This window comes from Brevibacillus sp. FW301-21C12A, from assembly GCF_058788915.1.
Genome location: NZ_JBYTBG010000004.1, coordinates 1 through 25,720, shown reverse-complemented (window position 1 = coordinate 25,720; position 25,720 = coordinate 1). Strand labels below are relative to the sequence as shown.

The window sequence follows — 25,720 nt, the reverse complement described above, 5'->3', positions numbered from 1 at the left end:
CTGTCCAGATATCATGAGGCGCATACCTTATAAGTATCGCAGAGCACAACTGGGGAGTGATACTTGTGAAAGGGTTAATCTTGTGTGCTGGACGTGGTACGCGACTGCACCCCTTTTCCTATTCGCAACCAAAAACCCTCCTCCCTGTGGCCAATCATCCGGTATTACACTACTGCATCAGCAAACTGCGTGAAGTGGGTGTGCATGACATCGGCATCGTCATCCACCCTTCCCAAGTGCAGATTCCTCCCTTGGTGGGCAATGGTAGTCAATTTGGGGCTACCATTACTTTTATCGAGCAGGAGGTGCCGCTTGGAATCGCACATGCTGTCCATTTAGCGCACCCGTTCTTGCAAGACGAACCGTTTATCTTGTTACTTGGTGACAACTTGTTGATGGATTCGCTGCACGGGCTAATGCGTGCGTTTACCAGTGAAAAATCAGACGGTGTTGTGATGCTAAGTGAAGTGGAGAGACCACAGGATTATGGGATTGCCGAAGTACAGGAAGGGCGTCTGGTCTCCGTGGAAGAAAAACCTCGTCAGCCGAAGAGCAATCTGGCTGTCATTGGCGCATACCTGTTTACCCCACCCATTTTTGAGTCGATTGCTACACTGCAGCCATCCGCCCGTGGTGAATATGAAATCACGGATGCGATCCAGTCCATGATTGATCGCGGTTTTCATATTGCGCATGCACTTACGAGCGGCAAGTATTCCGATGTGGGAACTATTGATCGTTGGCTGGAGGCAAACCGTTGGATGCTGGCAAAAGATTTGGGTCAGACTCACCAGATTGGCCAAAGGTCCGTCGTCACAAACTGTGAGATTATCGGACCTGTGCTGATCGGGGAAGACTGTCACATTGAAAATTGCCGGCTCGGTCCGTACGTTTCGATTCAAAACGGGGTGCATCTGAAAAATTGTGCGCACATTGAGAACAGCATCCTGTTGGAAAACAGCTCGCTCATGGACGTCGCCTGGAGCGTTACGGACAGCGTTTTCGGAAGGTCGTCTCATTTGACAGGACAGTCAGCCAATTCGAGCGGTGTCTTCATTTTAAGCGACAAGTCATCGATTCGCATTCCAGCCGTGAAGAGGGAGGACACATGAACCCAACCTTTACTGTGGTCATCCCGACGTACAATCGCGCCAAGTTCATCCGCAAAGCGATCAACAGTGTCTTGAAGCAGACGACAAAAGACTGGAAGCTGTTAATCATTGACGATGCCTCTACCGACAAGACGAGGAAAAAGGTAGAGAAGTATTTGTACCATCCGAACATCATGTACTACCGGATGGAACAAAACTCCGGCATCGGAAAAGTGATGAATCAGGCCTTGTCTATGGTCGACACGCCATACCTTTTGCAGCTTGATTCGGACGATTGGCTGCCAAAACGGACGCTGGCTGTCATTAAAAAGTACATTCGCAAGAGTAAAAAAAGTACAGCGCTCTACTACGGCAACGTCAAAATATGGCGAGTGCGGCGCGGGAAATACTACAACCCGTTTCTCGTCAAGCACAAGCATTTTCGCAACAAATACCAGTTTTTGAAGTACAACCGCTGGATGGTGGCGCCGCGCTGCTATCGGGTCGAAGCGCTTCGGGAGGTCGGAGGTTGGGATACCTCCGACAAATACGAAGGCCGAATCATGGAGGATCGGCGCATCATTTTGCGGCTGATTGAAAAATACCGCGTCCGGTTTATCAATCGCAAGCTGTACAACCGGACGAAGCACAAAGGACAGCTTACCGACAACAAGATGAAGCGGAGACGCAATCATTTACGCAAAAAAACGTTCAATTATTACCTCAAACGCTGGGGCAACAAATACAAAGCGGTCTACGGCTACAAGGATGGCTATCTCGTCATTAAACGGTTGAAGAAAGTGAGGCGGCGGAAGCGATGACAAAAGCACTTGTCACCGGTTGTGCTGGTTTTATCGGGTCGCATCTGACCCAGCGCTTGCTAAATGACGGGGTGACAGTGATCGGCATCGACGGCTTCGTCGATAACTACGACGTTGCTGCCAAACTCCGCAATCTCGCAGAGATCGGGAGCCATCCCGCCTTTACTTTTCATTCAACCATGCTGCAGGCAGAGCGGTGGAAAGACTGGCTGGACGGAGTAGATGTGGTCTATCACCTGGCTGCGCTGCCCGGCGTGCGGAACAGTTGGGGCAAGGCATTCGCGGAGTACGTCAGTCACAATATTTTGGCTACCCAACTGCTTCTGGAGGCGTGCATGCAAAGGCCAAAACCGCCTGTCATCGTCGTCTCTTCTTCCTCTTCTGTGTACGGCACGATGCAAGGGACGCTAACGGACGAATCTGCTCCGCTGCGTCCCGTATCGCCTTATGGCATCACGAAGGAAGCGATGGAGCAGGTGTGCTCCGTCTACGTCAAAGCGTACGGACTGCCGATCACGATGCTGCGCTACTTTACCGTGTACGGCCCGAGACAGCGGCCGGACATGGCTTTTCACCGCTTTTTCCGGCAAATGATGAAGGGAGATCCCGTCGTCGTTTACGGAGATGGGCAGCAATCGCGAGACTTTACCTACGTTACGGACGCCGTGGAGGCAAACATATTGGCGGGGCGCCACGCTGCACCCGGCGAGATATTTAATGTGGGTGGAAATCGTGAAGTCAAATTGATCGACGTGCTGAACATCATGGGCACGCTGATGAACATCTCGCCGAAAATCAGCTTTCAGCCCGGTCCGGCAGGCGACTCGCTGCGCACTTGCGCGGACATTCGGCTGGCTGAGCAGCGCCTGGGCTACCGTCCGCAAGTTTCCTTGGAAGAGGGGCTTCGTCGGCAGTTGGCGGATATGCGTTTTCAGCCGAGGAGCTAAAACTCGAAAATAGGAGGCCAGTTGCATGCATCGGGTCCTCGTCTATCGGAGAAAATTCCTGCCCCGAAGCGAAACCTTCATCTACGAGCAATTGCTTGGGCACCAGAGAGTCAAACCTGTCGTGCTGACCAGACAGCGGCCGTTCAACCGCAAACAGTTTCCGTACTCGCCGGTCTATGTGCGCAAGGCAATGGCGGGCCTCTCCGGGTGGCTGAAGCGAAAAAAGATCAAATGCTTGCATGCGCGGTTTGGCCCGGCTGGCCTGGAGCTGCTTCCGTACGCCAAAAAGGCGGGACTGCCGTTGATTACTTCTTTTCACGGCTTCGATGCGACCAAGCGCGTGCGGGAAAATCCGGGCTATCGCCGCTCGCTGAAGCGACTGTTTCGCAAAGGCAAGGCGTTTACCGTCGTCAGCAATCATATGAAAAAGCGGCTGATCCGCCTGGGCTGCTCGGGCGACAAAATCACGCTGATCCGCTCCGGCATTGATCTGCGCAAATTTCCGATGCTGCCGCCCCAGCCGGTCCACGATGGCGAGTACCGGCTGCTCAGCGTTGGCCGCCTGACGGAGAAAAAAGGCATGGACACGTTAATCCAGGCGTTCGTGCAGGTGCACAAAAAGCATCCGAAGGCCAAGCTGATTATCGTCGGCGACGGCGAGAAAAAGAAAAAGCTGCGCAGCATGATTAAAAAATACAAGCTGGAAAAGCAAGTCGTCCTCAAGGGCGCTTTGCCGCATCAAGCGGTGCAGCGCGAGCTGGCGCGATGCCATCTGTTTGTCATCGCCTGCAAAACGGCCAAAAACGGCGACCAGGAAGGCATCCCGAACGTGCTGATGGAAGCGATGGCGTCCGGCAGGCCCGTCATTTCGACGTATCACGCGGGCATTCCCGAACTGGTGGAGCACGGGGAGTCCGGCTATCTCGTCCCGGAGCGCTCTCCGGCGAAGCTCGGACGGATGATAAACCACGTGCTCGCATCCGCGCACGAATGGCCGGAAATGACGGCGCGGGCGAGGATGAAGGTGGAGAAAAACCACGATATTCACCAGCAGCGTCTCAAACTGGAGGAGCTTTATTTGCGTGTGATGAAAAAACGATGAGGTGAAGTGATGAAAGTTGCCGTTATCGGTACCGGCTACGTAGGGCTGACAACCGCTGTCTCCCTGGCCATGAACGGCCATCAGGTGATCGGCATCGATCTGGTCGAAGCCAAAATTGTCAAACTGAGGCAAGGAATCTCGCCCATCTACGAGCCCGGGTTGGAGGAAGCGCTGAAACAGGTGCTGGAAAACGGCACCCTCGCTTTTTCCACGAAGCTGCAGGAGGCAGCAGACGCGGACGTTTTCTTTGTTTGCGTCGGCACTCCGGAAGCGGCTGACGGGACCGCCGATTTGCGCTATTTGTACAGTGCCGTAGCTGCGATCGAACAGATGCATCAAGCCTCCCCGAAAAGGCGAGTCGTAGTCGTCAAAAGCACGGTGCCAGTGGGGACGGGCGACAAGGTTGCCGAGCTGCTCAGCGGCTGCGGGGAGCTGTCGGTCGCGTCCAATCCGGAGTTTCTGCGAGAGGGCAGTGCGCTGTACGACGCGCTGGCGCCTTCGCGGATTGTCATTGGAGCGGGCGAGCCGGAAACGAGAGAGGTCATGGAGGAGCTGTACAAGGGGGTGGACGCTCCGCGCGTGGTCACGACCCGCGCGAACGCCGAACTGATTAAGTACGCCTCCAACGCCTTTTTGGCGACGCGCATTTCTTTCATGAATGAGCTGGCGCGGCTGAGCGCGGCACTGGGAACCGATATCGTGACGATCGCGCACGGCATGGGGCTGGACAGCCGGATCGGGCCGGAGTTTTTGCGGGCGGGCGTCGGCTATGGCGGATCCTGTTTTCCGAAAGACACGATTGCCTTGCTGCAGCTCGCTGCGCAAAACGGCATCTCGCTCGGTATTTTGGAGCAAGTGCGCAAAGTCAACGCCACGCAGCCCGTCTGGTTTTTGCAGCAGTTGCAACCGTTCGTTCCGGACTGTCGCGGCAAGCGGATCGCGGTACTCGGATTGGCGTTCAAACCGGATACGGACGACATTCGCGAGGCGCCGTCCCTGGCCGTCCTGCAAGCGCTGGAGGAAAAGGGAGCTGCGGTTTTCGCCTACGATCCGATCGCAACCGACGCCGTGCGGCAGAAGTTTCCGAACGTTACGTACACCAAGACAGCCGAAGAAGCCGTGCAAGGCGCACATGCCGCGCTTTTAATTACCGAGTGGAAAGAGTGCGTGCAGCTCGATTGGGAACAGGTCTACCAAAAGATGGCCCAGCCCGTTTTGCTGGACGGACGCAATGCGTGGCCGGCCAAAATCGTCAAGGAAGCCGGATTTCGCTATGTGGGCGTAGGAAAAAGCTGACTTTTCCGCAGGAGAAGCTCAGCTTTTTTCTTTTGCCGCGAAAAAGCAGGTGCCAACTGTGCTAATGATTTGAACAAGATGGCATAATACGGTAGGATAGTCACATATGAATGATTTGACCATTCTTGTGCAAATGACGAGGGAGTGATCGCGGTGAACAAAAGCAAAACATTGCCAAAACGAAGTGACGTCCCCGCTGAATACAAGTGGCGGTTGGAGGATATTTACGCGACCGACGCGGACTGGGAAAAGGATGTGCAAAAGGCGAAGCAACTGACCGAGCAGATTGCCGCTCTGAAAGGGACGCTGGCGCAGTCCGGGAAGCAGTTGCTCGCAGCGCTGACCTTGCAGGACGAGCTGCTGAAGACGCTCGATACCGTGTACGTGTACGCGCGCATGCGCCGCGACGAGGACAATGCGAACAGCACGTATCAGGGACTGACTGACCGTGCCACCAGCCTCAGCACGCAAGTGTACGGGGCAATCGCGTACATACAGCCGGAGATTTTGGCGATCCCGACAGAAGAGCTGGAGAAGTGGATCAAGGAAACAGAGGGACTCGCGCATTACCGGATTTTGCTGGAAGAGATTACGCGCTTCAAGCCGCATACGCTTTCCGCGGAAGAAGAGGCGCTTCTGGCGAACATGAGCGAGCTGGCTTCTGCCCCGACCAAAATTTTTGGCATGCTGAACAACGCCGACATGAAGTTCCCGATGATTACGGACGAAAACGGCGAAGAGGTCGAGCTGACCAAAGGGCGCTACACGCAGTTCATGGAGAGCAAGGACAGACGCGTGCGCAAGGAAGCTTTCCAGGCGCTGTACGCCACGTACGGCAAGTTCCGCAATACGATCGCGGCGTCGCTGACTTCTGCGATCAAAGGCGACGTCTTCTACGCCCGGACGCGCAAATATCCGTCCGCGCTGTACGCGGCTCTTTTCTCGGACAATGTGGACTTGTCCGTGTACGACAATCTGATCTCGACGATCCGCGAGCATTTGCCGCTCATGCACCGCTACATCGCTCTGCGCAAAAAGCTGCTCGGCGTAGAGGAGCTGCACATGTACGACCTGTACGTGCCGATCGTGCCCGAGGTCGACATGAAAATCCCGTACGACCAGGCGGTAGCCACGATCAAGGAAGCGCTGCATCCGCTCGGCGAAGAGTACGGCCGCGTGCTTGCCGAAGGCTTTTCCAACGGCTGGATCGACGTGCACGAAAACGAAGGAAAGACGAGCGGGGCGTATTCGTGGGGCGCGTACACGACCCATCCGTACGTGCTCATGAACTACCAGGATAACGTGAACAACATGTTTACGCTGGCGCACGAGATGGGCCATGCGCTGCACAGCTACCACTCCAACCAGGCGCAGCCGTACACGTATGCGGACTACAAAATTTTCGTGGCCGAAGTGGCTTCGACGCTCAACGAAGCGTTGCTGATGCACCACTTGCTGCAGACCACGACAGACAAAAAGCAGCGGATGTACTTAATCAACTACTACCTGGAGCAATTCCGCGGCACCGTTTTCCGGCAAACGATGTTTGCCGAGTTCGAAAAGATCGTACACGAGAAGGAGGAGCAGGGAGAGCCGCTGACAGCCGATTCGCTCAGCGCGATTTACCGCGAGCTGAACGTCGCTTACCACGGACCGGAGATGGTCGTGGACAGCGAGGTGGACCTGGAGTGGGCGCGCATCCCGCACTTCTATCGCAACTTCTACGTCTACAAGTACGCCACCGGGTTTTCGGCCGCGACGTCCTTGTCCAAACAGATTTTGGAGGAAGGCCAGCCGGCTGTGGACCGCTACCTGCAATTCCTCAAGGGCGGCAGCTCCGACTATCCGCTCAATCTCTTGAAAAAGGCGGGCGTGGACATGGCTTCTCCGGCTCCGATCGCGGAAGCGTTGAGCGTGTTCAAAGGCTTGCTGGACGAAATGGAACAGCTTCTCGCAGAAAACTAAACAGCGTCACCGCATGAAAAGGCAGTCAAGCTATCGGGCTTGGCTGCCTTTTCCTTTTTTTTACAAAATCTTAGCGAGAAGTCCAAAAAAAGGTAACGGTCCTGCATATTGTTCGTATATACTTATGAACTGGTGGGGATTGTGTTCTCCGTCTCGGGGCTGAGGCAAATTTCCAACCACTGACTGTTTTGCAGGAAAGGTAAAAACTGGCACAATTACGCAAGGGAATGATTGTGAACATTTGGAGGAATCATTGTGAAAAAACGGGCATCGATCATTATGGCCTCTCTCTTGCTGGTTACAGCCGGCTGCGGAGGACCGGCACCAGAGCCTCCGGCGCAGGTGGAAGCCAAAGCGAAAGTCGTGGAGGTCGTCAAAGTACAGAAGGGAGCACAACCTGTTTTCCTGCGGGTAACGGGAATGGTGGAAGCAAAGCGCGACGCGGAACTGCCCTTTGGCACTGGGGGAACGATTTCGGCCATCCAGGTGAGCAAAGGGATGAAGATTGCACAAGGACAGCTTTTGGCGACACTGGATTCGCGCTACTACCAAAAAGAAGTCGAAGCCGCTGCCAGCCAGGTAGAAGAGGCGGCCGCCCGCAAAACGAAAGCGCTGAAGGGCGCGACAGCAGAAGCGATCGAGCAGCAGCGCCTGCAAGTGCAAAGTGCCCAGAGCCGTCTGGAAAAGGCGAAACAAGACCTCGCAGCAGGCGAGAAGCTGTTCGCGGGAGGCGCTATTTCGCAAACCGAAATAAATGATTTGCGCCGCGCCCTGACCCAAGCGGAAATTTCCGCCCGCGACGCCCAGTTGTCGCTCACCGAGCTGCAACGCGGAGCGCAGCCAGAGGACATCGCGATGGCGAACGCTTCGATCAAGGCGGCAGCCGGACAGGTGGAGCGGGCGAAAAAGAGTCTGGATGATGCGAAAATTCAAGCGCCTTTTGCCGGAACGGTCGTAGACGTTTACAAGCAGACTGGCGAGCAGGCTTCTCCAGGCGAGAAAATCGTCCATCTGGTCGACTTGACGGAAGTGAAGGTCACGCTCGACGTCACCAACGATCTCATCAGCCAGTTCCAGGAAAAGGCGAAGGTGCAGGCAGTATCTGACGACGGGAAAAAGAGCGAGGGCACGATTACCTTCGTCTCGCCTGTCTTGAGCAAGGAGACGGGCAAGTACCGCGTGGAAGTGACGATTCCGAACCCAGACGGCTTCTGGCGCGGGGGAATGGCTGCGACGATTGAGGCGCCGCGCAAAGTAAACGGGTTCCTCGTACCGCTGGAAAGCGTCGGAGTCAGCTCTACCCAGCATTACGTCATGGCGGTGGAAAACGGCCTGACCGTGAAAAAGGAAGTCAAAACCGGACAAATTGTCGACGATCAAATCGAGATTCTCTCGGGTGTCAAAGAAGGCGACCAGCTTTTGCGCAGCGGTATTACTTTCTACGTCGAGGGGCAAAAAGTAGAGGCGAAGGGAGAATAGCGCATGAACAAGATGATTCTCTTTTTGCTGAAGCGGCGCCTGATCGTCTATCTGTTTACCTTTTTGCTCGTCATCGCCGGTCTTGGCTCCCTGCTCAGCTTCAACGTTGAGCTGGTTCCGAAAACGAACTTCCCCGTGCTCTCCGTCAACATCTCAGGTGGGGCGCTGCCTCCGGAAGAGATGGAAGAGAAGATTACGAAAAAAGTAGAGCAGGAACTGAAATCGATTGCGGATATCAAAGAATTTTCGTCTACGACAGGTACCGGCTACGTCAACGTGCAGATTACGGCCACGGAAGGGCAAGGCGAAAAAGTCAAGCAGGACGTGCAAAATGCCGTGAACCGCTTGCGCAACGGGTTCCCGAAAGCCGTTGACAGCGTCAGCGTGAACCAGATGAACTTCGGGAATGAACAAATGATCGACTACGCGCTGGTCGGAGCCGATCCGCAGGCGATGCTCAGCCTGGCGAAAACGACGATCAAGGACCGGATCGAGGAAGTGTCCGGGGTGAAGGAAGTCGCCGTATCGGACCGCAGCTTCGAAAACAAGATCGCCATCACTTTGCGTCCAGACAGGCTGAGTGCGTATCGGACTACCCCGTCAGAGGTGATCTCGCAGCTTCAGGAGACGAACTGGAAGCAAGCGATCGGCACGCTGGAAAACACGGGCTTTGACACCGTCGTCATGATTGACAACACGTTCAACTCGGTTCAGGAACTGAACGCGTTGCCGATTGTGACGCCAAACGGCACGGTTACGTTGGAACAGCTCGCGACGGTCGAGGACTTGCGTGGAAAAGTGAAAGATTCGGTAGCGCTGACGAACGGAAACGTATTCGTGCACTTGAGCGTTTCGCGCGCGGATGGCAGCGACCTGATTACGACCCAGCGCAAAGTCGAGGAAGTCGTCCGCGGGATCAATGCGGAAGCGAATGGCAAATACCAGATGAAAGTCATGTTCGAAGCCGTTTCGTACATCGAGCATGCGGTGACCAATCTCAGCCGTGACGTTTTGATCGGTGGCGCGTTGGCGATCATCATCTTGTTCGTGTTCCTGCGCAACTGGCGGGTGACGCTCGTCATCGCGACGACGCTGCCGCTGTCCGCGCTCATGACGTTTATCGCCATGAAAATCGGCGGCTACAACATCGACATGGTCAGTCTGCTCTCGCTTAGCTTGTCTGTCGGCCTGATTGTCGACGCCGCAATCGTCGTCCTGGAGAGCATTTACCACTTCCGGGAAAGAGGCGAGGAGCTCAAGCAGGCGATTATCAAAGGAACGCGAGAGGTTTTGACGCCGGTCTTCACCTCGCAGCTCACGATCATCATCGTCTTTTTGCCGCTCGTCTTTGCTGACTTTGAAGACTGGCTCAAACCGATTTTGGCGACGATTGCCTTTACGGTATCTTCCGCCATTATCGCATCGACCATCGCCGCTTTCTTTTTCGTTCCCGTCTTTTCCGATCGTTTTTTGCAAAAAGACAAACACGTCGCGCTGGAAGGCGAAGGAAAAGAGCATGTGGTTAATCGGTTGTTTAACAGCCTCTTGCGACTGGCCTTGCGCCACCGGGTCAAGACGATTATCGTCGCGCTCCTGATGTTTGTCGGCGCGGGCTTCCTCATGCCGCTCATGAAGATGGGGCAAGGCATTAACCCGAATGAAAACTTCATTTTTGCCACGCTGGAGATGCCTACCGGCTCCACCCTGGAGCGGGCACAGAAGGCGGCACTGACCGGAGAGGAAGCGCTGCGCGGCATCCCGGAAGTAAAAGACGTGTTCTTCTTCTCCTCCAGCACAGGGTCGGAGATTTTCATTTCGCTCGTGCCGAAATCAGAGCGCACGCGCGACAAAGAACTGTTGACGGCCGATATTAACGATCGCCTCAACTCGATCCCGGGCATTGAATCCATCTCGATGACGTTCGGGCAGCAAGGGGCTTCGGCGCCGATCCAGCTCGACATCATCGGGGATGATATGGAGCAAATGCGCAAAATCGCTACCGATGTGGAAGGCATGCTGTCCACCGTACCTGGCTTGACCAACATTCGCAACGACTTTAAAGAAGGCAAGGAAAAAGTAACGCTCATTCCGAAGCAGGAGGCGCTCGCCAGACTGAACGTCGACCACCGCTCCTTGCTCCAGCAGTTGAGCGTATGGATTGGCAGCCAGCAGATCACGTCGATCACGAAGGATGGAATCGAGGTGGATGTCGTCGCCCAAATGCCGGACGACTGGCTGAAGCACCCGGAACAGCTCAAGCAAATGATGGTGACAGCCAAGGACGGCGCCCAGGTGCCGCTGGCTGACCTCGTGGACTGGTACTACAGCAAGTCTCCGATTACGTTGATCCATGAAAAAGGCGAGCGGATCGTAACGGTATCTGCCGAGATGCAAGGAAGCGACTTGGGGACGGTTGGCCGTGAAATCAATGAGAAGCTGCCGGGCCTGGTCGTTCCTGCCGGGTACAAGGTGGAGATCGCCGGGAAGCTGAAAGAGCAAAGCGCCAACCTCGCGCAAGGGATTTTCGTCTTCGTCGGCGTGCTCGCGTTGATCTACGTCATCATGGTCGCGCAGTTTGGCCGTCTCTCGCAGCCGTTCATTATTTTGCTGACGATTCCGATGGCCTTGGTCGGCGTGGTGATGGGCTTCGTGCTTACACAACGAACGTTTGGCGAAATGGCGATGATCGGGATTATCATGCTGGTCGGGATCGTCGTGTCCAACGCGATTTTGCTGATCGACCGGATCAACCTGCTGCGCAATCGCGGGATGGCTACCGCCGAAGCGATTGTACAAGGCACGAAGGACCGCGTCCGCCCGGTTATCATGACGAAGCTGACGGCGATTCTGGGGATGCTGCCGATGGGACTGGCGATGGCGGAAGGCTCCGACCTGGAGGCACCGCTCGCGACAGCCGTAATTTCCGGCTTGATCTTCCACACGCTGGTGACGCTGGTGCTCGTGCCTGTGCTGTACTCGTTGTTTGAAGGAGCCAAAGAAAGACGGCTCGCCCGCAAGGCAGCGCGTCAGGCCAAACGAGAGGCAAAGCGCACCGCGAAGCAAAACAAAAACAGCAACACGTCTCACAAAGAGATGTAACGGCGAAAAAGAGAAGGGGAGTGTGCTTTTCCCCTTCTCTTTGCTTTTCGTTCGTCTGAAAGTTCTGTAGAATATAAAGCAAGGATGATACATACAAAACCAAAACCGTACCTCGAAAGGAGCGTTGAACATGGATCTTCAATTGCAGGGCAGGACAGCCCTCGTGCTCGCCTCGTCAAAAGGCTTGGGCAAAGCGACCGCGCTCTGCCTGGCGCAGGAGGGAGCGAATGTCACCATTTGCGGCAGAGACGAGCAGGCGATGGAAGCCGTGCGCGCCGAAATTGAGCAGGCAGCGGGGCAGTCGCCTCTGGCCGTTCCGGTGGATGTCACCAAGCCGGGAGACATCGAGCGAGTCGTGCAGGAAACGGTTCGCCACTTCGGCAGCGTAGATATACTGGTCAACAACTCGGGCGGACCTGCGACGGGCAAGTTCGACCAGTTGACGGACGAGCAGTGGATTTCGGCCTTCGAGCTGAACCTGTTGAGCTACGTCCGGGCGATCCGCGCTGTTTTGCCGCACATGCGCGCCAAGCAGTTCGGGCGAATCGTCAACTTTGCGTCTTCCTCGTTCAAGCAGCCGCTGGAAAACTTGATCTTGTCGAACACGTTTCGCACAGGGGTTCTGGGGCTGGCCAAAACGCTTTCCGCTGAGCTGGGGCCGGATGGCATTCTCATCAACACGATCGGCCCGGGACGAATTGCGACAGACCGGGTGCAGCAACTGGACGGGCTGAGTGCGCAGGGGCAAGGGATTAGCGCAGAGGAAGTCCGGCAAAACTGGGAAAAACAAATCCCGGTCGGCAGGTACGGCCAGCCGGATGAGTTCGCGCGCATGGTGACGTTTTTGGCATCGCCAGCCAACAGCTATGTCACGGGGCAGTCTTTCCTCGTGGACGGAGGACTGGTTCGGGCGATCTAGCAGCGAAAAAACGCCAAACAGGCAAAAGCGAAGGAGGAACTACGCATGAGCAAGGAAAGCTCGTTTGACATCGTTTCGAAAGTAGACTTGGCCGAAGTGAACAACGCCATTCAAACCGCCTTGAAGGAGATCGAGAACCGCTTCGATTTCAAGGGGAGCAAGAGCAGCATCAAACTGGAAAAGGACGAGCTCGTCCTCGTTTCCGACGACGACTTCAAGCTTAGCCAGGTCAAGGACATTTTGCTGGGCAAGCTGGTCAAGCGCGACGTGCCGATCAAAAATTTGGACTACGGAAAAGTCGAGCCGGCAGCGGGCGGCACCGTGCGCCAACGGGTGAAGCTGGTGCAGGGCATCGACAAGGACAACGCCAAAAAGATCAACGGCATTATTAAGGATGCCGGCCTGAAGGTGAAGACGCAAATTCAGGACGATCAAATTCGCGTGACAGGCAAAAGCAAGGATGATCTGCAGCAAGTCATCAGTGCGATTCGCAAGGCGGATTTGCCGCTCGAGGTGCAATTTATCAACTACCGCTGACGGCTATAGCAAAGTTTTGCTTCTACCTCTCTTTCCTCTCGCATATGCATGTACAAATAAGTGACAAGCACTTGCGAAAGGGAGAGTAGAGACATGAAGGTCTTTATTATCAGTATGCGCAATCTCATTTTGGGCGGAATCGTCTTTCTGGTTGTTCTGGTGGCGGGCATCGTGCTATTGGTCAAAGATCCGTTGCACGTCTCTGACTCCTATCGTCCAGGTGACACGAGTGTTCCGGCCACGACCAATGCCAGTGCTCCGTTGACCCAGCCGGAAGGGGCAGCCAAGCCGTCGTTGAACATGGATATACAGGTGGATGGAACGACAGCGGAAGTATCGCTTTTGACGCAAAACTTCGAGTTCGTGCAGGAAAACGGCGAGCTTGGGCAAACGCCGGTGTATGGAAAAGGCCACGCCCATCTGTACCTCGATGGCGAGTCCAAAGGAATGATCTACCATCCGGAGTTCATGCTGAAAAAGTTGCCGAAGGGCGAGCATGAGATTCGCGTCGAGCTGAACTACAGCAACCATCTGCCGTACAAGGTGGAAGCGACGCAAAAAATTGTCGTGAAGTAAACGGGAAGCGTTCCGATTGGGGGACGCTTTTCTTTTTTCTATCGAGAAGGAATATGATGGGAAGGAACGAATCCTAGTTAATAAAGATGGAATAGTCTGAATGTTTTGGAGGTGCTTGTATGCTGCGAATGATTACGATTGGCAACTTGCTGGATGAGGCAGCCAGACTGTATCGGGACAAGGAAGCGTTGGTCTATCAGGAGCGATCGCTCCGCTATTCGTTCGCCCAGTTTCAGGAGGTGTGCAACCGGGCGGCACGAGGCTTCATGTCGCTCGGGATTCAAAAAGGCGAAAACATCGCCATCTGGGCCACCAATGTACCGGAGTGGGTCATTTCGCAATTTGCGACGGCCAAGATGGGCGGGGTGCTGGTGACGGTCAACACGAGCTATCGCGTTCACGAGTTGGAATATTTGCTGCGCCAGTCGGAGTCGACGACATTGCTTTTGATCGACGGCTATCGCGACGCCAACTACCTGGAGATGATCCGGGAAATTTGTCCGGAGCTTGCGACGTGCGAGCCCGGCGCTCTCGTGTCCAAGCGGTTGCCGAACTTGCGAAATGTCGTCTACTTGGGCGAAGAGCGCCAGCCCGGCATGTTTTTATGGAAAGACTTGTTGGAGCGAGCCGAGCTGGTCAACGAGGAAGAACAGCGTTTGCGCCAGGAGTCGCTGTCTTTCGATGACGTCATCAACATGCAGTACACGTCCGGCACGACAGGCTTTCCGAAAGGCGTCATGCTGTCCCACGTCAACATCGTCAACAACGCGATCAAGGTCGCGGAATGTCAGGGACTCGGGGTAGACGATCGCGTCTGCATCCCGGTGCCGTTTTTCCACTGCTTCGGCTGCGTGATGGGCACGCTCGCCTGCGTTGCGACGGGAGCGACGATGGTTCCGGTCATCGCCTTTGATCCGGGGCTGGTGCTGTCGATTGTCGAAGCCGAGCGCTGCACGGCGCTGTACGGGGTGCCAACGATGTTCATCGCGGAGCTGAACCATCCGACTTTTGAACAGCGCGACCTCAGCTCGCTGCGCACGGGCATTATGGCCGGGTCCTTGTGCCCGATCGAGGTGATGAAAAAAGTCGTGGACAAAATGGGCATTCGCGACATTACGATCGCCTACGGACAGACCGAGTCTTCGCCTGTCATCACCCAGACGCGGCCGGAGGATTCCATCGAGCGCAAGGTATCGACCGTCGGCCGGCTGCACGAAGGGGTCGAGGCGAAAATCATTAACCCTGCCACGGGAGAGATTGTCCCCCCTGGTGTACAGGGCGAACTGTGCACGCGCGGGTATTTGGTGATGAAAGGCTACTACAACATGCCGGACCAGACGGCAAAGGCGATCGACGAAGAGGGCTGGCTGCATACCGGAGACTTGGCGACCGTAGACGAGGAAGGGTATTACCGGATTACAGGCAGGCTGAAGGACATGATTATTCGCGGCGGCGAAAACATCTACCCGCGCGAAGTCGAGGAGTTTTTGTACACTCATCCGAAAATATTAGACGTCCAGATCGTCGGCGTGCCGGATGCCAAATACGGCGAGCAGGTGCTGGCCTGCATCCGCGTCAAGCCGGGAGAGACATTGACCGAGGAGGAAGTGCTGGCATACTGCGAAGGAAAAATCGCCCGCTTCAAGACGCCGCGCTACATTCAGTTTGTGGACGAATACCCGATGACGGCGTCCGGCAAAATTCAAAAATTCAAGCTGCGTGAACAGGCGCTGGCGACGTTTGGCCTCACAGATCCCGCCCAGACCGAGCTAGCGTAAGCAAACGAAGCGCCAGGATATTTTCCTGGCGTTTTGTTGTGGCAATCCTTTACAACCTAGCAACTCTTTACTATGATGAGTGGAAATGCTAGGAGAGGGGAAGCAAAAGATGGAAGTTCGACGACTGGGACCAGAGGATACAGAAGCGTTCGTCAAAGTAAGGCTGGAAGGGCTGCAAACCGACCCGGACGCGTTCGGCGCCACCTATGAAGAGGAAATCAAGCGCCCGATGGCCGAATGGCAGGAACGGCTTTCCCAGGGGCCTGAGGGCGACAGCGGCTATTTCGGCGCTTTTGTCGGGGGCGAGCTGGCGGGCATCATCGGCTATTTCCGGCACCGCGGACTGAAAGCGAGACACAAAGCTTCCGTCGTATCCATGTACGTCCGCGAAGCGCATCGCGGAACAGGAGTTGCGGCCGCGCTGATGCAAGAAGAGCTGGCCTATTTGAGACAGCGGGGCGACATCGACCAGGTACAGCTTGCCGTTGTCACGACAAACCCCGGCGCGGTGCGCTTTTACGAAAAAATGGGCTTTTTGCCGTACGGCTTGGAAAAACGGGCGTTGAAAACAGGGGAGCGCTACGTCGACGAGACGCATATGTACATGCTGTTGCACGATTGACAGTTGCCGTACGTGATGACGGCACGCCGAAGCGGCCACGCGGGTCGCATGGCCCCGTGCATGTGACAGTCTCCCCCCATCGGTTGGTGGAGGCGGGGGGATGCGAACCTCCGTCCGACCTTGGTGCCCCATCGGGGGAAAACAGCGGATCCAAGCAAAAAAGCGAAGGCATGAACAGCTTGCATGCCTTCGCTTCGCTATGAGACGGACTTTTTTTCGTGGGCCAGCTTAACGAGCTTGACGGCTTGCCTCGTAAGCGGCGATTTTGTCTTCGTACTGCAACGTGATGCCGATATCGTCGAGGCCGTTCAGCAGGCAGTAGCGGCGATACGGATCGACCTCGAACGGGTAGGACAGACCTTCGCTGTCGCGCACTACCTGCTCCTCAAGGTCAATGGTCAGCTCGTAATTTTCGCGGCTTTGCGCGCGCTGGAACAGTTCATCTACCTGTTCTTCGCTGAGCTTGATCGGCAGGATGCCGTTTTTGAAGCAGTTGTTGTAAAAAATGTCCGCAAACGACGGAGCGATCACACAGCGGAAGCCGTAGTCCAGCAAGGCCCAGGGAGCGTGCTCGCGCGACGAGCCGCAGCCGAAGTTGTTGCGAGCGAGCAGCACGGTCGAATCTTTGTACGCTGGCGTGTTCAAAATAAACGAGTCAATCGGCGTGCCATCGGCCGCAAAGCGCCATTCGTAGAACAAAAACTGGCCAAAGCCGCTGCGTTCGATGCGCTTGAGGAACTGTTTCGGGATGATGGCGTCTGTATCTACGTTGACACGGTCCAATGGTGCGACCAGTCCGGTATGGACGACAAATGGGTTCATTGGAATACCTCCTTGCTTACGCTCTCTCTTTTCCATTCACGTACGTCTACGAAGTGGCCTGCAATCGCTGCCGCTGCCGCCATTTCCGGGCTGACCAGGTGCGTGCGTCCGCCGCGGCCCTGGCGGCCTTCGAAGTTGCGGTTGGAGGTAGAAGCGCAGCGCTCTCCTTCCGACAGGACATCCGGGTTCATCGCGAGGCACATGGAACAGCCGGATTCGCGCCAGTCAAAGCCGGCTTCCTGGAAGATGAGGTGCAAGCCTTCTTCTTCTGCCAACTGCTTGACAGCCTGGGAACCAGGGACGACCATGGCGTGCACGTTAGGGGAGACTTTGCGTCCTTTTGCCACTTCCGCTGCTTTGCGCAAGTCTTCGATCCGACCGTTTGTACAGGAGCCGATGAAGACGCGGTCGATCTTGATTTCGCTCATCGGCGTGCCTGGAGCCAAATCCATGTAGGCGAGCGCGTCTTGAGCCGCTTTGCGTTGTGCTGCTGTTTCAAAAGACTCGGGGTCTGGAACGGTGCTGGTAATGTTGGTGCCCATGCCAGGGCTTGTTCCCCAGGTCACTTGCGGCGCGATGGTAGCCGCGTCGATTTCGACACAGGTGTCGTAGGTTGCGCCTTCATCGGTGCACAGTTGCTTCCACGCTTCTACGGCTGCGAGGAAATCTTCGCCTTGCGGAACGTAGCGTCTGCCTTTCAGGTAGTCGAACGTCGTCTGGTCCGGAGCGATCAGCCCGGCGCGTGCGCCGCCCTCGATCGTCATGTTGCAGACGGTCATGCGCTCTTCCATCGTCAGCTTGCGGATGGCTTCGCCCGTATATTCCACGACATAGCCGGTAGCAAAATCAGTTCCGTATTTTGCGATAATCGCCAAAATTAAGTCTTTTGCGCTGACGCCAAAGGGCAGCTCGCCGTTCACGCGGACTTCCATCGTTTTTGGCTTCAACTGCGGCAGACACTGTGTCGCGAGAACGTGTTCGACCTCGCTCGTTCCGATTCCGAAGGCGAGAGCGCCGAAAGCACCGTGCGTAGAAGTGTGGCTGTCGCCGCACACGATCGTTTTGCCGGGGTGGGTCAGGCCAAGCTCCGGGCCGATGACGTGGACGATCCCTTGGTCCGGGCTGTTCAGGTCAGCGAGCGTAATGCCAAATTCGCGGCAGTTTTCGGTCAGCGTCTCCATTTGCTGGCGGGAGATCGGGTCTTTGACATTGAAGCGGTCCGCTGTCGGCACGTTGTGGTCCATGGTGGCAAAAGTCAGCTCAGGACGGCGTACTTTGCGGCCAGCCAGGCGGAGTCCTTCAAACGCCTGCGGGGAAGTGACCTCGTGCACCAGGTGCAGGTCGATGTACAACAAGGTCGGCTTGCCGGCTTCCTCGTGAATCACGTGATTGTCCCAAATCTTTTCAAACATCGTGCGGGGTTTCATCAATGATTTCCTCCTTCGTGCGAAAACTCTTAACAAGGTTGTATCATGGCAAAGGAAATAGTTCAAAGATATAATAATTATGAGAAGGATAGCTTTTGCCTATCGGGAGGTTTTTATGGAGTTACGACAGATTCGTTATGTGCTTGCGGTTGCGGAGGAACGCAGCTTTTCGCGGGCAGCCAACCGTTTGCATCTGGCTCAGCCGTCGCTTAGCCAGCAGATTGCCAAACTGGAAAAAATACTCGGGGTCAGCCTGTTCCATCGTTTGCCCCAGCATGTGGAGCTGACGGATGCGGGCCAACGGTTCGTGCAGGTCGCGCAAACGCTCGTGGACATGTCCGAAGGGCTGGAGCGGGAGATGCGCGCTTATGCGGTCGGAGAGAGCGGACGGCTTTTGGTAGGCAGCCTGCCGATTACAGGCGCGTATGTGCTGCCGCGCGTACTGCCGACGTTTACCAAGCAGTTCCCGGGAGTCGAACTGCAACTGATGGAGGAAACGTCCAGCCATCTGGAGCAATTGCTCGTGCGGGGCAAAATAGATGTCAGCCTGCTGACGATGCCGATCAGCGATCCTTCGCTTGCGATCATCCCGGCCATCAATGAAGAAATTTTTCTCGCGGTTCCACCGCAGCATCCTTTGGCGGGCAAAAAGGAGGTAGACCTGGCGGAGATTGCGGATCAACCGTTTATTTTGCTCAAGGAAGGCCAAGGCTTTAGGACGATCTCTCTGCGGCTGTGCGAGCAGGCTGGCTTCCGTCCGCGCATCGTGTTTGAGAGCACCAACATCCAGACAGTCCAGTCGCTCGTGGCGGCGGGGATGGGGCTGTCGTTTGCGCCGAAAATGATTACGCTCGCGCCGGGCACGCTGGAGCCGCCTGTTTACGTGCGGCTTGCGACAAGGCCGTATCGGACGCTCGTCGTCGCCTATCGCAAGGACAAGCCGCTGTCTCGCCCGGCAGAAGCGTTTGTGCGATGTTTGGTGGAGCAGGGCGGCGCCCTGTAGCTTACAGGAGAAGTGTCGGCCTCGTGCGACAAACGCGCATTTTTTGTGCTACACTATTGCCAAATCATTCTAGGTAGGAAGGAAGATCCCGAAATGAGAGAAATCAAGACAGAAGCAGAATTTGAACAGGCGATTGCTTCCAGCAAGCCCGTTGTGGTGAAGTTTTTCACCGATTGGTGCCCGGATTGCCACCGGATTGATCCGTTCATGCCGGAAGTCGAAGAAAAGTATAAAGACCAGTTGGACATGGTTGCGGTCAATCGCGATACGCTGCCAGACCTGTCGCAGAAATACGATGTGTTCGGAATCCCCAGCTTCATCGCGTTCAGCCAGGGCAAAGAACTGATCCGCTTCGTCAGCAAGCTCGGAAAAAGCCGCGAGGAGATCGAGCATTTTCTCGACCGCGCCGTTCAGGTGAATAGCGGACTCACAGAGGCGTGACAGCACGAACACAAGGCAGGAGATTGACCATGCGATCGATGAAAAAGGAAGGAGAATGGCTCGTTGCCCGCTTGCAGGCGGACGACGACGCCATCCCGATCGGGAACCTGCTGCGCGAGGTGTGGAAGTTGCCGCGCAAGCAGGTCCATCTTTTGTTTCAGCATAAAGAAGTGCTCGTAGACGGCGCACCTGTCGCCCAGCATGTGCCGGTAAGAGAGGGGCAAGAGATTCGCCTGCGAATGTGTCCGCCGGAGCCGCTGGGGCTTGCGCCTGCCAGCGAGTCGCTGCAAGTGTTGTATGAAGACGACCATCTGTTAATCGTAAACAAGCCTTCGGGCATGCTGTTGCATCCAACCGAGCCGCACCATCATCTGACGCTGGACCATCTGGTGTCGGGGCATTTTTTCCGGACGGGGTTGCAAGCGAAGGTGCGCCACGTCCACAGGCTCGATCAGGATACGTCCGGGGTGGTGCTGTACGCCAAGCACGCCTGGGCGTCTGCCTTGCTGGACGAAATGCTGCGCGAACGCAAAATCAAGCGGACGTATATCGCCTTCGTCTCGGGGCAAATGGCCAAGGGCAGCGGAAAGATCAACGAGCCAATCGGCAAGGACAGGTATCATGCGACACGCAGACGAGTGGCTCCAAACGGCGACCCCGCGATCACCCATTACGAGGTCAAGGAGCGCTACAAGACCGCGACAAAGGTGGAGTGCAGGCTGGAGACGGGACGGACGCACCAGATTCGCGTCCACATGAGCCATCTCGGCCATCCGCTGCTCGGCGACGAGCTGTACGGCGGCAAGCGCGATCTGGTCAAAAGACAGGCGCTGCACGCGGCCGTTCTCACGCTTGCGCATCCGTTTGGAGGCGAAGCCGTGGAAGCGTACGCGCCGCTTCCGCTCGATCTGCTCGCCTTGGAAAAGAAGCTGCGATAAGCGCCATTTGCCCCGCTGCTGAATAAACTGCCAAGGAGGAAACGAGAGAGGGTGGAAGAATGAAACGACCCACAATCGGCATCTTGACTTGGCGGGAGGGCAAACGCTTCGCAGAGCCGACCTATTTCCGGCGACTGCTCAAGGCAGGACAAGAACTGGGCTGCACCGTTTTTTTGTTTTCGCCCAAGGATGTACTGGCCTCGGGCAAGCAGGTGAGAGGATACGTCCTGGATGCGCAGGGCAAATGGCAAGGACGCCTGTTCCCTCGCCCGGACGCCGTGTTCGACCGCTACCGCTATACGCCGACGCAAGCGTTCAAAGACTACGTCGCTTTTCGCCGCACCAGCGATTTTTTATACGCAAACAATCGGTTGGCAAACAAGTGGCGCGTCCACGAAGTGCTGCACCGCGATTCGCGCATGCATCGCTGGTTGCCGGAAACTGTGTTATATAACAGAAAAAACCTCGTCCAAATGCTGGGCAAACATTCGTTTCTGTACGTCAAGCCGCTGAACGGGACGGGCGGGCGCAATCTTTTTTCCATCGAGAAGCGCGGGGGCGGCTATCGGCTGCTGGGACGCGACAAGCAGCGGGCGAAGGTCCAGAGCTTTTTCACGGACATTTCCGCCGTCCAGCGCTGGGCCGATCGCTGGACGAGGCAGGAAAAGTTTATCGTCCAGCAGGGGCTGTATCTGCAACTGGTGCCATCGCGCGCCGTGGACATGCGGCTGCTGATCCAGAAAAACGGGCAGGGCGAGTGGAGCATCACCGGGCATGGCATCCGTGTGGGCGGGGAGCGCAGCGCGACCTCGAACCTGCACGGGGGAGGCAAGGCGGTTCCGGTGTTTGATTTCTTGCGCCCGCGCTTCGGCGAGGACCACGCTGCCCGGATTGTCCGCGACTGCGAGGAGCTGGCCTATCAGACAGCGTTGACGCTGGAGGAACATTTTGGCCGCATGGTCGAGTTTGGGCTGGATATCGGGATTGACGTGGATGGACGCGCCTGGCTGATCGAAGTGAACCCAAAGCCCGCGCGGGAAATTTTTCGCGAGATGGGCGCGACCGAGCAGTACAGACAGGCGATCCGGCGGCCGCTGGAGTACGCGCTCTATTTGGTAAAAACGCAGGGGCGCGAAGGACGGGAGCCTTTTTTGAAGCGTAAAGTGGCAAGTCGGTAGGGAAGACGCAAACGTAGGAACAGCCGAGCTGATAAAGCATCGGCTGTTTGGTGTGCGTGTGGGGGGAGGCAGTAGGAAGTTTTTGGGAGAAATCTCCAAAAATTCTTTCCAAACAGTATGCCGTCACTCATCCATTTTTGAAACCCGAACAATGTCCTGTTTTTGACGATTGACGATTAATTGGAATACATCAGGACGACTGTAATGGCCTACCACATCGAAATCATATCGGCTTTGCGTGACCAAGGAAAGATCCAGATTTGCAATCAGAATGCCTTCCTGATTATAAAGAGGTTCCACAATATATTCCCCAAGTGGTCCAACGATGGCGCTGCCCCCTCTGCATAAAATGTCGGGGTCCTGCCTAATGTCATCGTAACAAGCCAAGTCTGTCGGATACGTATCTTTAGTCACGAACTGGTTGCAGGAAATAACAAAGCAACGCCCTTCACAGGCAATATGCTGTATAGTGGCCTGCCAGGTGTCTCGGGCATCTGCCGTAGGAGTAATAAAGATGTCAATCCCTTGAGCGTACATGGCTGTTCGAGCAAGCGGCATGTAATTTTCCCAGCAAATCAAACCGCCAATTCTTCCGAAGGGAGTATCGATGACCGTTAGCGTGCTTCCATCCCCTTGCCCCCATAACAGTCGCTCAGAACCTGTTGGCACGAGTTTTCTGTGTTTGCCCAGAACATTCCCGTCCGGGCCTATATACACAATGGAATTGTATAAAGTTCCTCTACTGAATTCCCGATCCCGTTCCACGACGCCTATAGCTAGATAGACTCCGGTCTCTCTGGCAAGCTCACCTAGAAGCTCCGTTTCTACGCCAGGTACGTCAATCGAATTTTCCCAGTATCGTTCCCAGTCACTTCGTCCAGCGGTATTCCGGCTCCCGACACGTGTACCAAAGTATAACCCTCTCGGATAACCCGGCAAGAAAACTTCCGGAAAGACAACTAAATTCGCTCCTTTTCCAGCAGCTTCCTTCGTCATCCTTACAATTTTGTCCAAGGATGATTGCTTGTTAAAAAGAATAGGTGCGGATTGGACAACTGCTACACATATAGCTCTTCTATTCATTTTAGTAAGTTCCCCTTATTTTTAAATTTTTTCAGAGTAATAATGGGAAAGCGTTGCAATCATGGCATCCATTCGTTTTCATGGGCTAATATTCGCCTGAGCCCTTCCTCCTTCCATGCTTCGGCCCGCCAATATCCTTCTTTAATCTCCAGATAATAACCGTTGTTTCTAGCAAATTCGAAATGCAGTAACAACTCAGGCTGAGCACCCTCTGGTCGTTTGAGCATTTTGATCTTGGATTCTTTTTTGTCTTAAATAGTCAAGTACGATCACTCCTCAATGAATCCCGACTTGCTATCTATGATAAAAGAAAAAGTATGAAAACAAACCATCCAATGTTATATCGATTAAACCATCCACTGCAATCACAACCTACCTGTTCAACAAAGCGATAAAGAAAATGGCTGCTACCTGCCAGTAGAAAACCTGCTTTTGGGCAGCCCTTGCTTATGAGATATCATTTGCCTTTTTTGAAACTACGTAATGCATCTGCAAAGCGAGAAATTGCTTCATGTATATGTTCTTCCTTAGCTCGGCCGAATGTAAAGCGAGCATATCCTTTCTGTGTCCCGAACACACTTCCAGGTACATAAACAACTCCTCTTTTGATTGCCTCCTTAAATAATTGTTGTTCGCTAACGTCTTCCTTCACTTTGCACCAGATATGAATGCCTCCCTCAGGTATTAGAAACTCTACCTGGTCATCAAGTTGGTCATATAACGAGAAAACGATTTTGTCTCTATTCAATGCGAGTGAGTCACGAAGCTTGTGCATATGTATCGAGAAATCCTCAGACGATAAAAACTGGGTTGCGATCCATTCAGGAATAATGCTATGTCCAAAATCGATTTGTTGTTTTGCATCCGCCAAGCGTTCAATTACTGTTTGTGGGCCAAAAATCCATCCGATTCGCAATCCTGACGCGACGATTTTGCTTAGAGAACTGACGTAGAGAACGGTACCATTTTGGTCCATGGATTTTAACGTTGAAATATGTGTTTTATCAAAAGCAGTTAAACTATATGGATCATCCTCAATAATCGGTATTCCGTAGTAAGACGAAATTTCCAGTACCCTTCTTCTACGTTCCAGGTCGAGTAACGACCCATTGGGATTTTGAAAATTGGGGTTAAGAAATACCATTTTTATGCGATGCTGCTTATGCAATTGCACGATATCATCCGGATTAATCCCATGATTATCAGCAGGTAACAAAAAGGGTCTTAGTCCAGCTGATTTAAATAAGGGCAGCGAATAGCAATATGAAGGATCTTCAATCGCAACTGCATCCCCTGGTTGAAGCAAGCACTGGACAATTAAATATAGAGCCTGCTGTGCTCCAGAGGTGGATTGTCAACAGCAAATCAGACAATTTTTTTAGGGCTTCTTGGCGATACTGAACAGGCGTCATGTAGTCTAAGGTTTCGTGAATGCGATGCTTGTTAAACCAGTTCACGTAATCGTATAATTCCAGCTCCAGATGACGGAGATTCTGCGAGTTCATCTGATTCACAAACTCTGTTTCTGAGGTAAAGGTACGTCGTCGTTGTTTTGGCATTGTAGAGTTCCGCTCCGTAACATGATAGGTTTATTCTCCAAGCCCTTATTTTTCTATCCAATTTAGTGTAGCTGATCCACTTTTTTCATTAAACAAGTGTGCATCGGCCTTGCGCTAAACTTTCATTTTTTAGCCAGAGTGAGCGTTTTTTATCTGATGAAAAATCCAACTTTTGGATGTATAATCAAACTAATTACTGCAAAAAAATCGTGAAAATGCTGGGGGTAGTCATGAAACCTGTAAAACTAGTAGCAATTGGTGGTAAATACTCCTCAAATTTATTTGATGGGAAGTTATATCATTCAATCGAAGTAAATTTGAGCCCATTTGAGCTGGAAGGAAATGAATGTATAGATAACCCAATACATACAAAGATCAGTATTGATTTTCGTGAATTGCCAGGTGTTCGGAGTTGGAGGGATTTGGAGAATAAGGCTTACGAGTTTACCGACGTCGCTTTCGAGGATTACGAAGTTCCTATGCCTGATGCGTCAATTTATTTGTCCTATTACCATAGTCCAGTCTGCGTTACTAACATGGAATTCGGGGAGAGAACGGATCGCTCCATAAGAATGTCGATGAAATGTGAAGTGGATTTTGAGAACGAAGTACATGGTATTCAGTCTTATGAACTTTCCTGTCTACTTGAGATTGAGGATTACGTTGGATGATTATAAAGAGACTTAAATCATTCGTAATTTTCTATTTAACGTAATTAATCAAGATGTTTCTGGAGAGAAATTATTATTCCCTCACAAAATTGAATACAATAAAAAACAAGCTAAGAATAACAGAAGAATTGAAAAGGCTGCCTAAGTTTTAACGGCAGCTTTTGGTTAGTTAACTGGATTCGATAGTTGAAGATAGTAGTGCCAAATATTCAAGCCCCGAAATTTGATTTGAGTCATCCCCCCTTATCTTGTCAAGCTGTATCTTCACCCTTATCCATTTGGATAACATCTGTGAATGCTAATCAAAAAGTTGACCATTTTTGGAGCAAACGCTCATCTTCGAGTTGACCACCTACGATGCTTTTT

General features: G+C 54.0%; 21 protein-coding genes and 2 pseudogenes. 18 read left to right on the top strand and 5 right to left on the bottom strand.

The genetic code is table 11. From position 1 onward, the window contains the following. Window positions 1-65: 65 nt before the first annotated feature. The 13 genes from AC3WQH_RS04070 (at window position 66) to AC3WQH_RS04010 (ending at window position 16,232) form a co-directional block, all read left to right on the top strand. Window positions 66-1,112, top strand: a complete 1,047-nt coding sequence (locus AC3WQH_RS04070; RefSeq protein WP_007785370.1) for a glucose-1-phosphate thymidylyltransferase — start codon at window positions 66-68, stop codon at window positions 1,110-1,112. Further along, window positions 1,109-1,912 (top strand): glycosyltransferase family 2 protein, encoded by an 804-nt coding sequence (locus AC3WQH_RS04065; protein ID WP_007785367.1) that lies wholly within the window; start codon window positions 1,109-1,111, stop codon window positions 1,910-1,912. The genes AC3WQH_RS04070 and AC3WQH_RS04065 overlap by 4 nt, the downstream gene beginning before the upstream one ends. Next, window positions 1,909-2,859, top strand: a complete 951-nt coding sequence (locus tag AC3WQH_RS04060; protein WP_005834596.1) for an NAD-dependent epimerase/dehydratase family protein — start codon at window positions 1,909-1,911, stop codon at window positions 2,857-2,859. Before AC3WQH_RS04065 ends, AC3WQH_RS04060 begins: the two co-directional genes overlap by 4 nt. Before the next feature lie 25 nt (window positions 2,860-2,884). Continuing rightward, on the top strand, window positions 2,885-3,961 hold the full coding sequence (locus AC3WQH_RS04055) for a glycosyltransferase (protein WP_005834594.1): 1,077 nt from the start codon (window positions 2,885-2,887) through the stop codon (window positions 3,959-3,961). Between the two features lie 9 nt (window positions 3,962-3,970). Continuing rightward, window positions 3,971-5,257 (top strand): UDP-glucose dehydrogenase family protein, encoded by a 1,287-nt coding sequence (locus AC3WQH_RS04050; protein WP_005834593.1) that lies wholly within the window; start codon window positions 3,971-3,973, stop codon window positions 5,255-5,257. Window positions 5,258-5,410: 153 nt separating this feature from the next. After that, window positions 5,411-7,222 carry an oligoendopeptidase F gene (pepF, locus tag AC3WQH_RS04045; protein WP_007785361.1) on the top strand — a complete coding sequence of 604 codons (1,812 nt, stop codon included), beginning with the start codon at window positions 5,411-5,413 and terminating at the stop codon, window positions 7,220-7,222. Window positions 7,223-7,477: 255 nt separating this feature from the next. Then, entirely contained in the window at window positions 7,478-8,701 is a 1,224-nt protein-coding gene (locus tag AC3WQH_RS04040) for an efflux RND transporter periplasmic adaptor subunit (protein WP_310669798.1), read from the top strand. 3 nt (window positions 8,702-8,704) lie between these two features. After that, window positions 8,705-11,800 (top strand): efflux RND transporter permease subunit, encoded by a 3,096-nt coding sequence (locus AC3WQH_RS04035; RefSeq protein WP_310669797.1) that lies wholly within the window; start codon window positions 8,705-8,707, stop codon window positions 11,798-11,800. A 130-nt stretch (window positions 11,801-11,930) separates the two neighbouring features. After that, the gene (locus AC3WQH_RS04030; RefSeq protein ID WP_238500603.1) at window positions 11,931-12,719 is read left to right on the top strand and encodes an SDR family oxidoreductase; all 789 of its coding nucleotides are present in this window, start codon (window positions 11,931-11,933) and stop codon (window positions 12,717-12,719) included. A 45-nt stretch (window positions 12,720-12,764) separates the two neighbouring features. Further along, window positions 12,765-13,256: a YajQ family cyclic di-GMP-binding protein gene (locus AC3WQH_RS04025; protein ID WP_005834584.1), complete on the top strand. Its 492-nt coding sequence runs from the start codon at window positions 12,765-12,767 to the stop codon at window positions 13,254-13,256. A gap of 93 nt (window positions 13,257-13,349) precedes the next feature. Then, window positions 13,350-13,832 carry a hypothetical protein gene (locus tag AC3WQH_RS04020; RefSeq protein ID WP_005834582.1) on the top strand — a complete coding sequence of 161 codons (483 nt, stop codon included), beginning with the start codon at window positions 13,350-13,352 and terminating at the stop codon, window positions 13,830-13,832. 119 nt (window positions 13,833-13,951) lie between these two features. Then, window positions 13,952-15,610: an AMP-binding protein gene (locus tag AC3WQH_RS04015; RefSeq protein WP_492331916.1), complete on the top strand. Its 1,659-nt coding sequence runs from the start codon at window positions 13,952-13,954 to the stop codon at window positions 15,608-15,610. 109 nt (window positions 15,611-15,719) lie between these two features. Then, the gene (locus AC3WQH_RS04010) at window positions 15,720-16,232 is read left to right on the top strand and encodes a GNAT family N-acetyltransferase (protein ID WP_025845614.1); all 513 of its coding nucleotides are present in this window, start codon (window positions 15,720-15,722) and stop codon (window positions 16,230-16,232) included. A gap of 228 nt (window positions 16,233-16,460) precedes the next feature. Here AC3WQH_RS04010 and leuD read toward each other — a convergent pair whose 3' ends face one another. Both leuD and leuC read right to left on the bottom strand, forming a co-directional pair. Next, complete coding sequence (gene leuD / locus AC3WQH_RS04005; protein WP_005834576.1) at window positions 16,461-17,054, bottom strand: 3-isopropylmalate dehydratase small subunit; 594 nt, start codon at window positions 17,052-17,054, stop codon at window positions 16,461-16,463. Next, window positions 17,051-18,481, bottom strand: coding sequence for a 3-isopropylmalate dehydratase large subunit (gene leuC, locus AC3WQH_RS04000; RefSeq protein WP_025845610.1), 1,431 nt, complete (start codon window positions 18,479-18,481; stop codon window positions 17,051-17,053). The genes leuD and leuC overlap by 4 nt, the downstream gene beginning before the upstream one ends. A gap of 115 nt (window positions 18,482-18,596) precedes the next feature. On the opposite strand from leuC, the gene AC3WQH_RS03995 reads away from it, so the two are divergent. The 4 genes from AC3WQH_RS03995 (at window position 18,597) to AC3WQH_RS03980 (ending at window position 22,041) form a co-directional block, all read left to right on the top strand. Continuing rightward, the gene (locus AC3WQH_RS03995; RefSeq protein WP_007785346.1) at window positions 18,597-19,484 is read left to right on the top strand and encodes a LysR family transcriptional regulator; all 888 of its coding nucleotides are present in this window, start codon (window positions 18,597-18,599) and stop codon (window positions 19,482-19,484) included. A 93-nt stretch (window positions 19,485-19,577) separates the two neighbouring features. Beyond that, window positions 19,578-19,925 (top strand): thioredoxin family protein, encoded by a 348-nt coding sequence (locus AC3WQH_RS03990; RefSeq protein ID WP_005834571.1) that lies wholly within the window; start codon window positions 19,578-19,580, stop codon window positions 19,923-19,925. A gap of 29 nt (window positions 19,926-19,954) precedes the next feature. Further along, the gene (locus AC3WQH_RS03985) at window positions 19,955-20,863 is read left to right on the top strand and encodes an RluA family pseudouridine synthase (protein ID WP_007785344.1); all 909 of its coding nucleotides are present in this window, start codon (window positions 19,955-19,957) and stop codon (window positions 20,861-20,863) included. Window positions 20,864-20,922: 59 nt separating this feature from the next. Beyond that, window positions 20,923-22,041, top strand: a complete 1,119-nt coding sequence (locus tag AC3WQH_RS03980) for a YheC/YheD family endospore coat-associated protein (RefSeq protein ID WP_026557105.1) — start codon at window positions 20,923-20,925, stop codon at window positions 22,039-22,041. Window positions 22,042-22,164: 123 nt separating this feature from the next. Here the strand turns inward: AC3WQH_RS03980 and AC3WQH_RS03975 are convergent, their stop codons facing one another. From AC3WQH_RS03975 to AC3WQH_RS03965, 3 genes and pseudogenes are all read right to left on the bottom strand, one after another. Continuing rightward, window positions 22,165-23,124 (bottom strand): carbon-nitrogen hydrolase family protein, encoded by a 960-nt coding sequence (locus tag AC3WQH_RS03975; RefSeq protein ID WP_005834566.1) that lies wholly within the window; start codon window positions 23,122-23,124, stop codon window positions 22,165-22,167. A 457-nt stretch (window positions 23,125-23,581) separates the two neighbouring features. Continuing rightward, window positions 23,582-24,472 (bottom strand): annotated as a pseudogene (locus AC3WQH_RS03970) (aminotransferase-like domain-containing protein); the annotation flags it as partial. A 43-nt stretch (window positions 24,473-24,515) separates the two neighbouring features. Beyond that, a pseudogene (locus AC3WQH_RS03965) lies at window positions 24,516-24,683 on the bottom strand (IS3 family transposase); the annotation flags it as partial. 230 nt (window positions 24,684-24,913) lie between these two features. On the opposite strand from AC3WQH_RS03965, the gene AC3WQH_RS03960 reads away from it, so the two are divergent. Next, window positions 24,914-25,354: a hypothetical protein gene (locus AC3WQH_RS03960; protein WP_100228564.1), complete on the top strand. Its 441-nt coding sequence runs from the start codon at window positions 24,914-24,916 to the stop codon at window positions 25,352-25,354. Window positions 25,355-25,720: the final 366 nt, after the last annotated feature.

Coding starts and splice junctions, on each gene's coding strand:
- AC3WQH_RS04065 (WP_007785367.1), top strand. CDS start 1,109: ATGAACCCAACCTTTACTGTGGTCATCCCGACGTACAATCGCGCCAAG.
- AC3WQH_RS04060 (WP_005834596.1), top strand. CDS start 1,909: ATGACAAAAGCACTTGTCACCGGTTGTGCTGGTTTTATCGGGTCGCAT.
- AC3WQH_RS04055 (WP_005834594.1), top strand. CDS start 2,885: ATGCATCGGGTCCTCGTCTATCGGAGAAAATTCCTGCCCCGAAGCGAA.
- AC3WQH_RS04050 (WP_005834593.1), top strand. CDS start 3,971: ATGAAAGTTGCCGTTATCGGTACCGGCTACGTAGGGCTGACAACCGCT.
- AC3WQH_RS04035 (WP_310669797.1), top strand. CDS start 8,705: ATGAACAAGATGATTCTCTTTTTGCTGAAGCGGCGCCTGATCGTCTAT.
- AC3WQH_RS04030 (WP_238500603.1), top strand. CDS start 11,931: ATGGATCTTCAATTGCAGGGCAGGACAGCCCTCGTGCTCGCCTCGTCA.
- AC3WQH_RS04025 (WP_005834584.1), top strand. CDS start 12,765: ATGAGCAAGGAAAGCTCGTTTGACATCGTTTCGAAAGTAGACTTGGCC.
- AC3WQH_RS04020 (WP_005834582.1), top strand. CDS start 13,350: ATGAAGGTCTTTATTATCAGTATGCGCAATCTCATTTTGGGCGGAATC.
- AC3WQH_RS04015 (WP_492331916.1), top strand. CDS start 13,952: ATGCTGCGAATGATTACGATTGGCAACTTGCTGGATGAGGCAGCCAGA.
- AC3WQH_RS04010 (WP_025845614.1), top strand. CDS start 15,720: ATGGAAGTTCGACGACTGGGACCAGAGGATACAGAAGCGTTCGTCAAA.
- leuD (WP_005834576.1), bottom strand. CDS start 17,054: ATGAACCCATTTGTCGTCCATACCGGACTGGTCGCACCATTGGACCGT.
- leuC (WP_025845610.1), bottom strand. CDS start 18,481: ATGAAACCCCGCACGATGTTTGAAAAGATTTGGGACAATCACGTGATT.
- AC3WQH_RS03995 (WP_007785346.1), top strand. CDS start 18,597: ATGGAGTTACGACAGATTCGTTATGTGCTTGCGGTTGCGGAGGAACGC.
- AC3WQH_RS03990 (WP_005834571.1), top strand. CDS start 19,578: ATGAGAGAAATCAAGACAGAAGCAGAATTTGAACAGGCGATTGCTTCC.
- AC3WQH_RS03985 (WP_007785344.1), top strand. CDS start 19,955: ATGCGATCGATGAAAAAGGAAGGAGAATGGCTCGTTGCCCGCTTGCAG.
- AC3WQH_RS03980 (WP_026557105.1), top strand. CDS start 20,923: ATGAAACGACCCACAATCGGCATCTTGACTTGGCGGGAGGGCAAACGC.
- AC3WQH_RS03975 (WP_005834566.1), bottom strand. CDS start 23,124: ATGAATAGAAGAGCTATATGTGTAGCAGTTGTCCAATCCGCACCTATT.
- AC3WQH_RS03960 (WP_100228564.1), top strand. CDS start 24,914: ATGAAACCTGTAAAACTAGTAGCAATTGGTGGTAAATACTCCTCAAAT.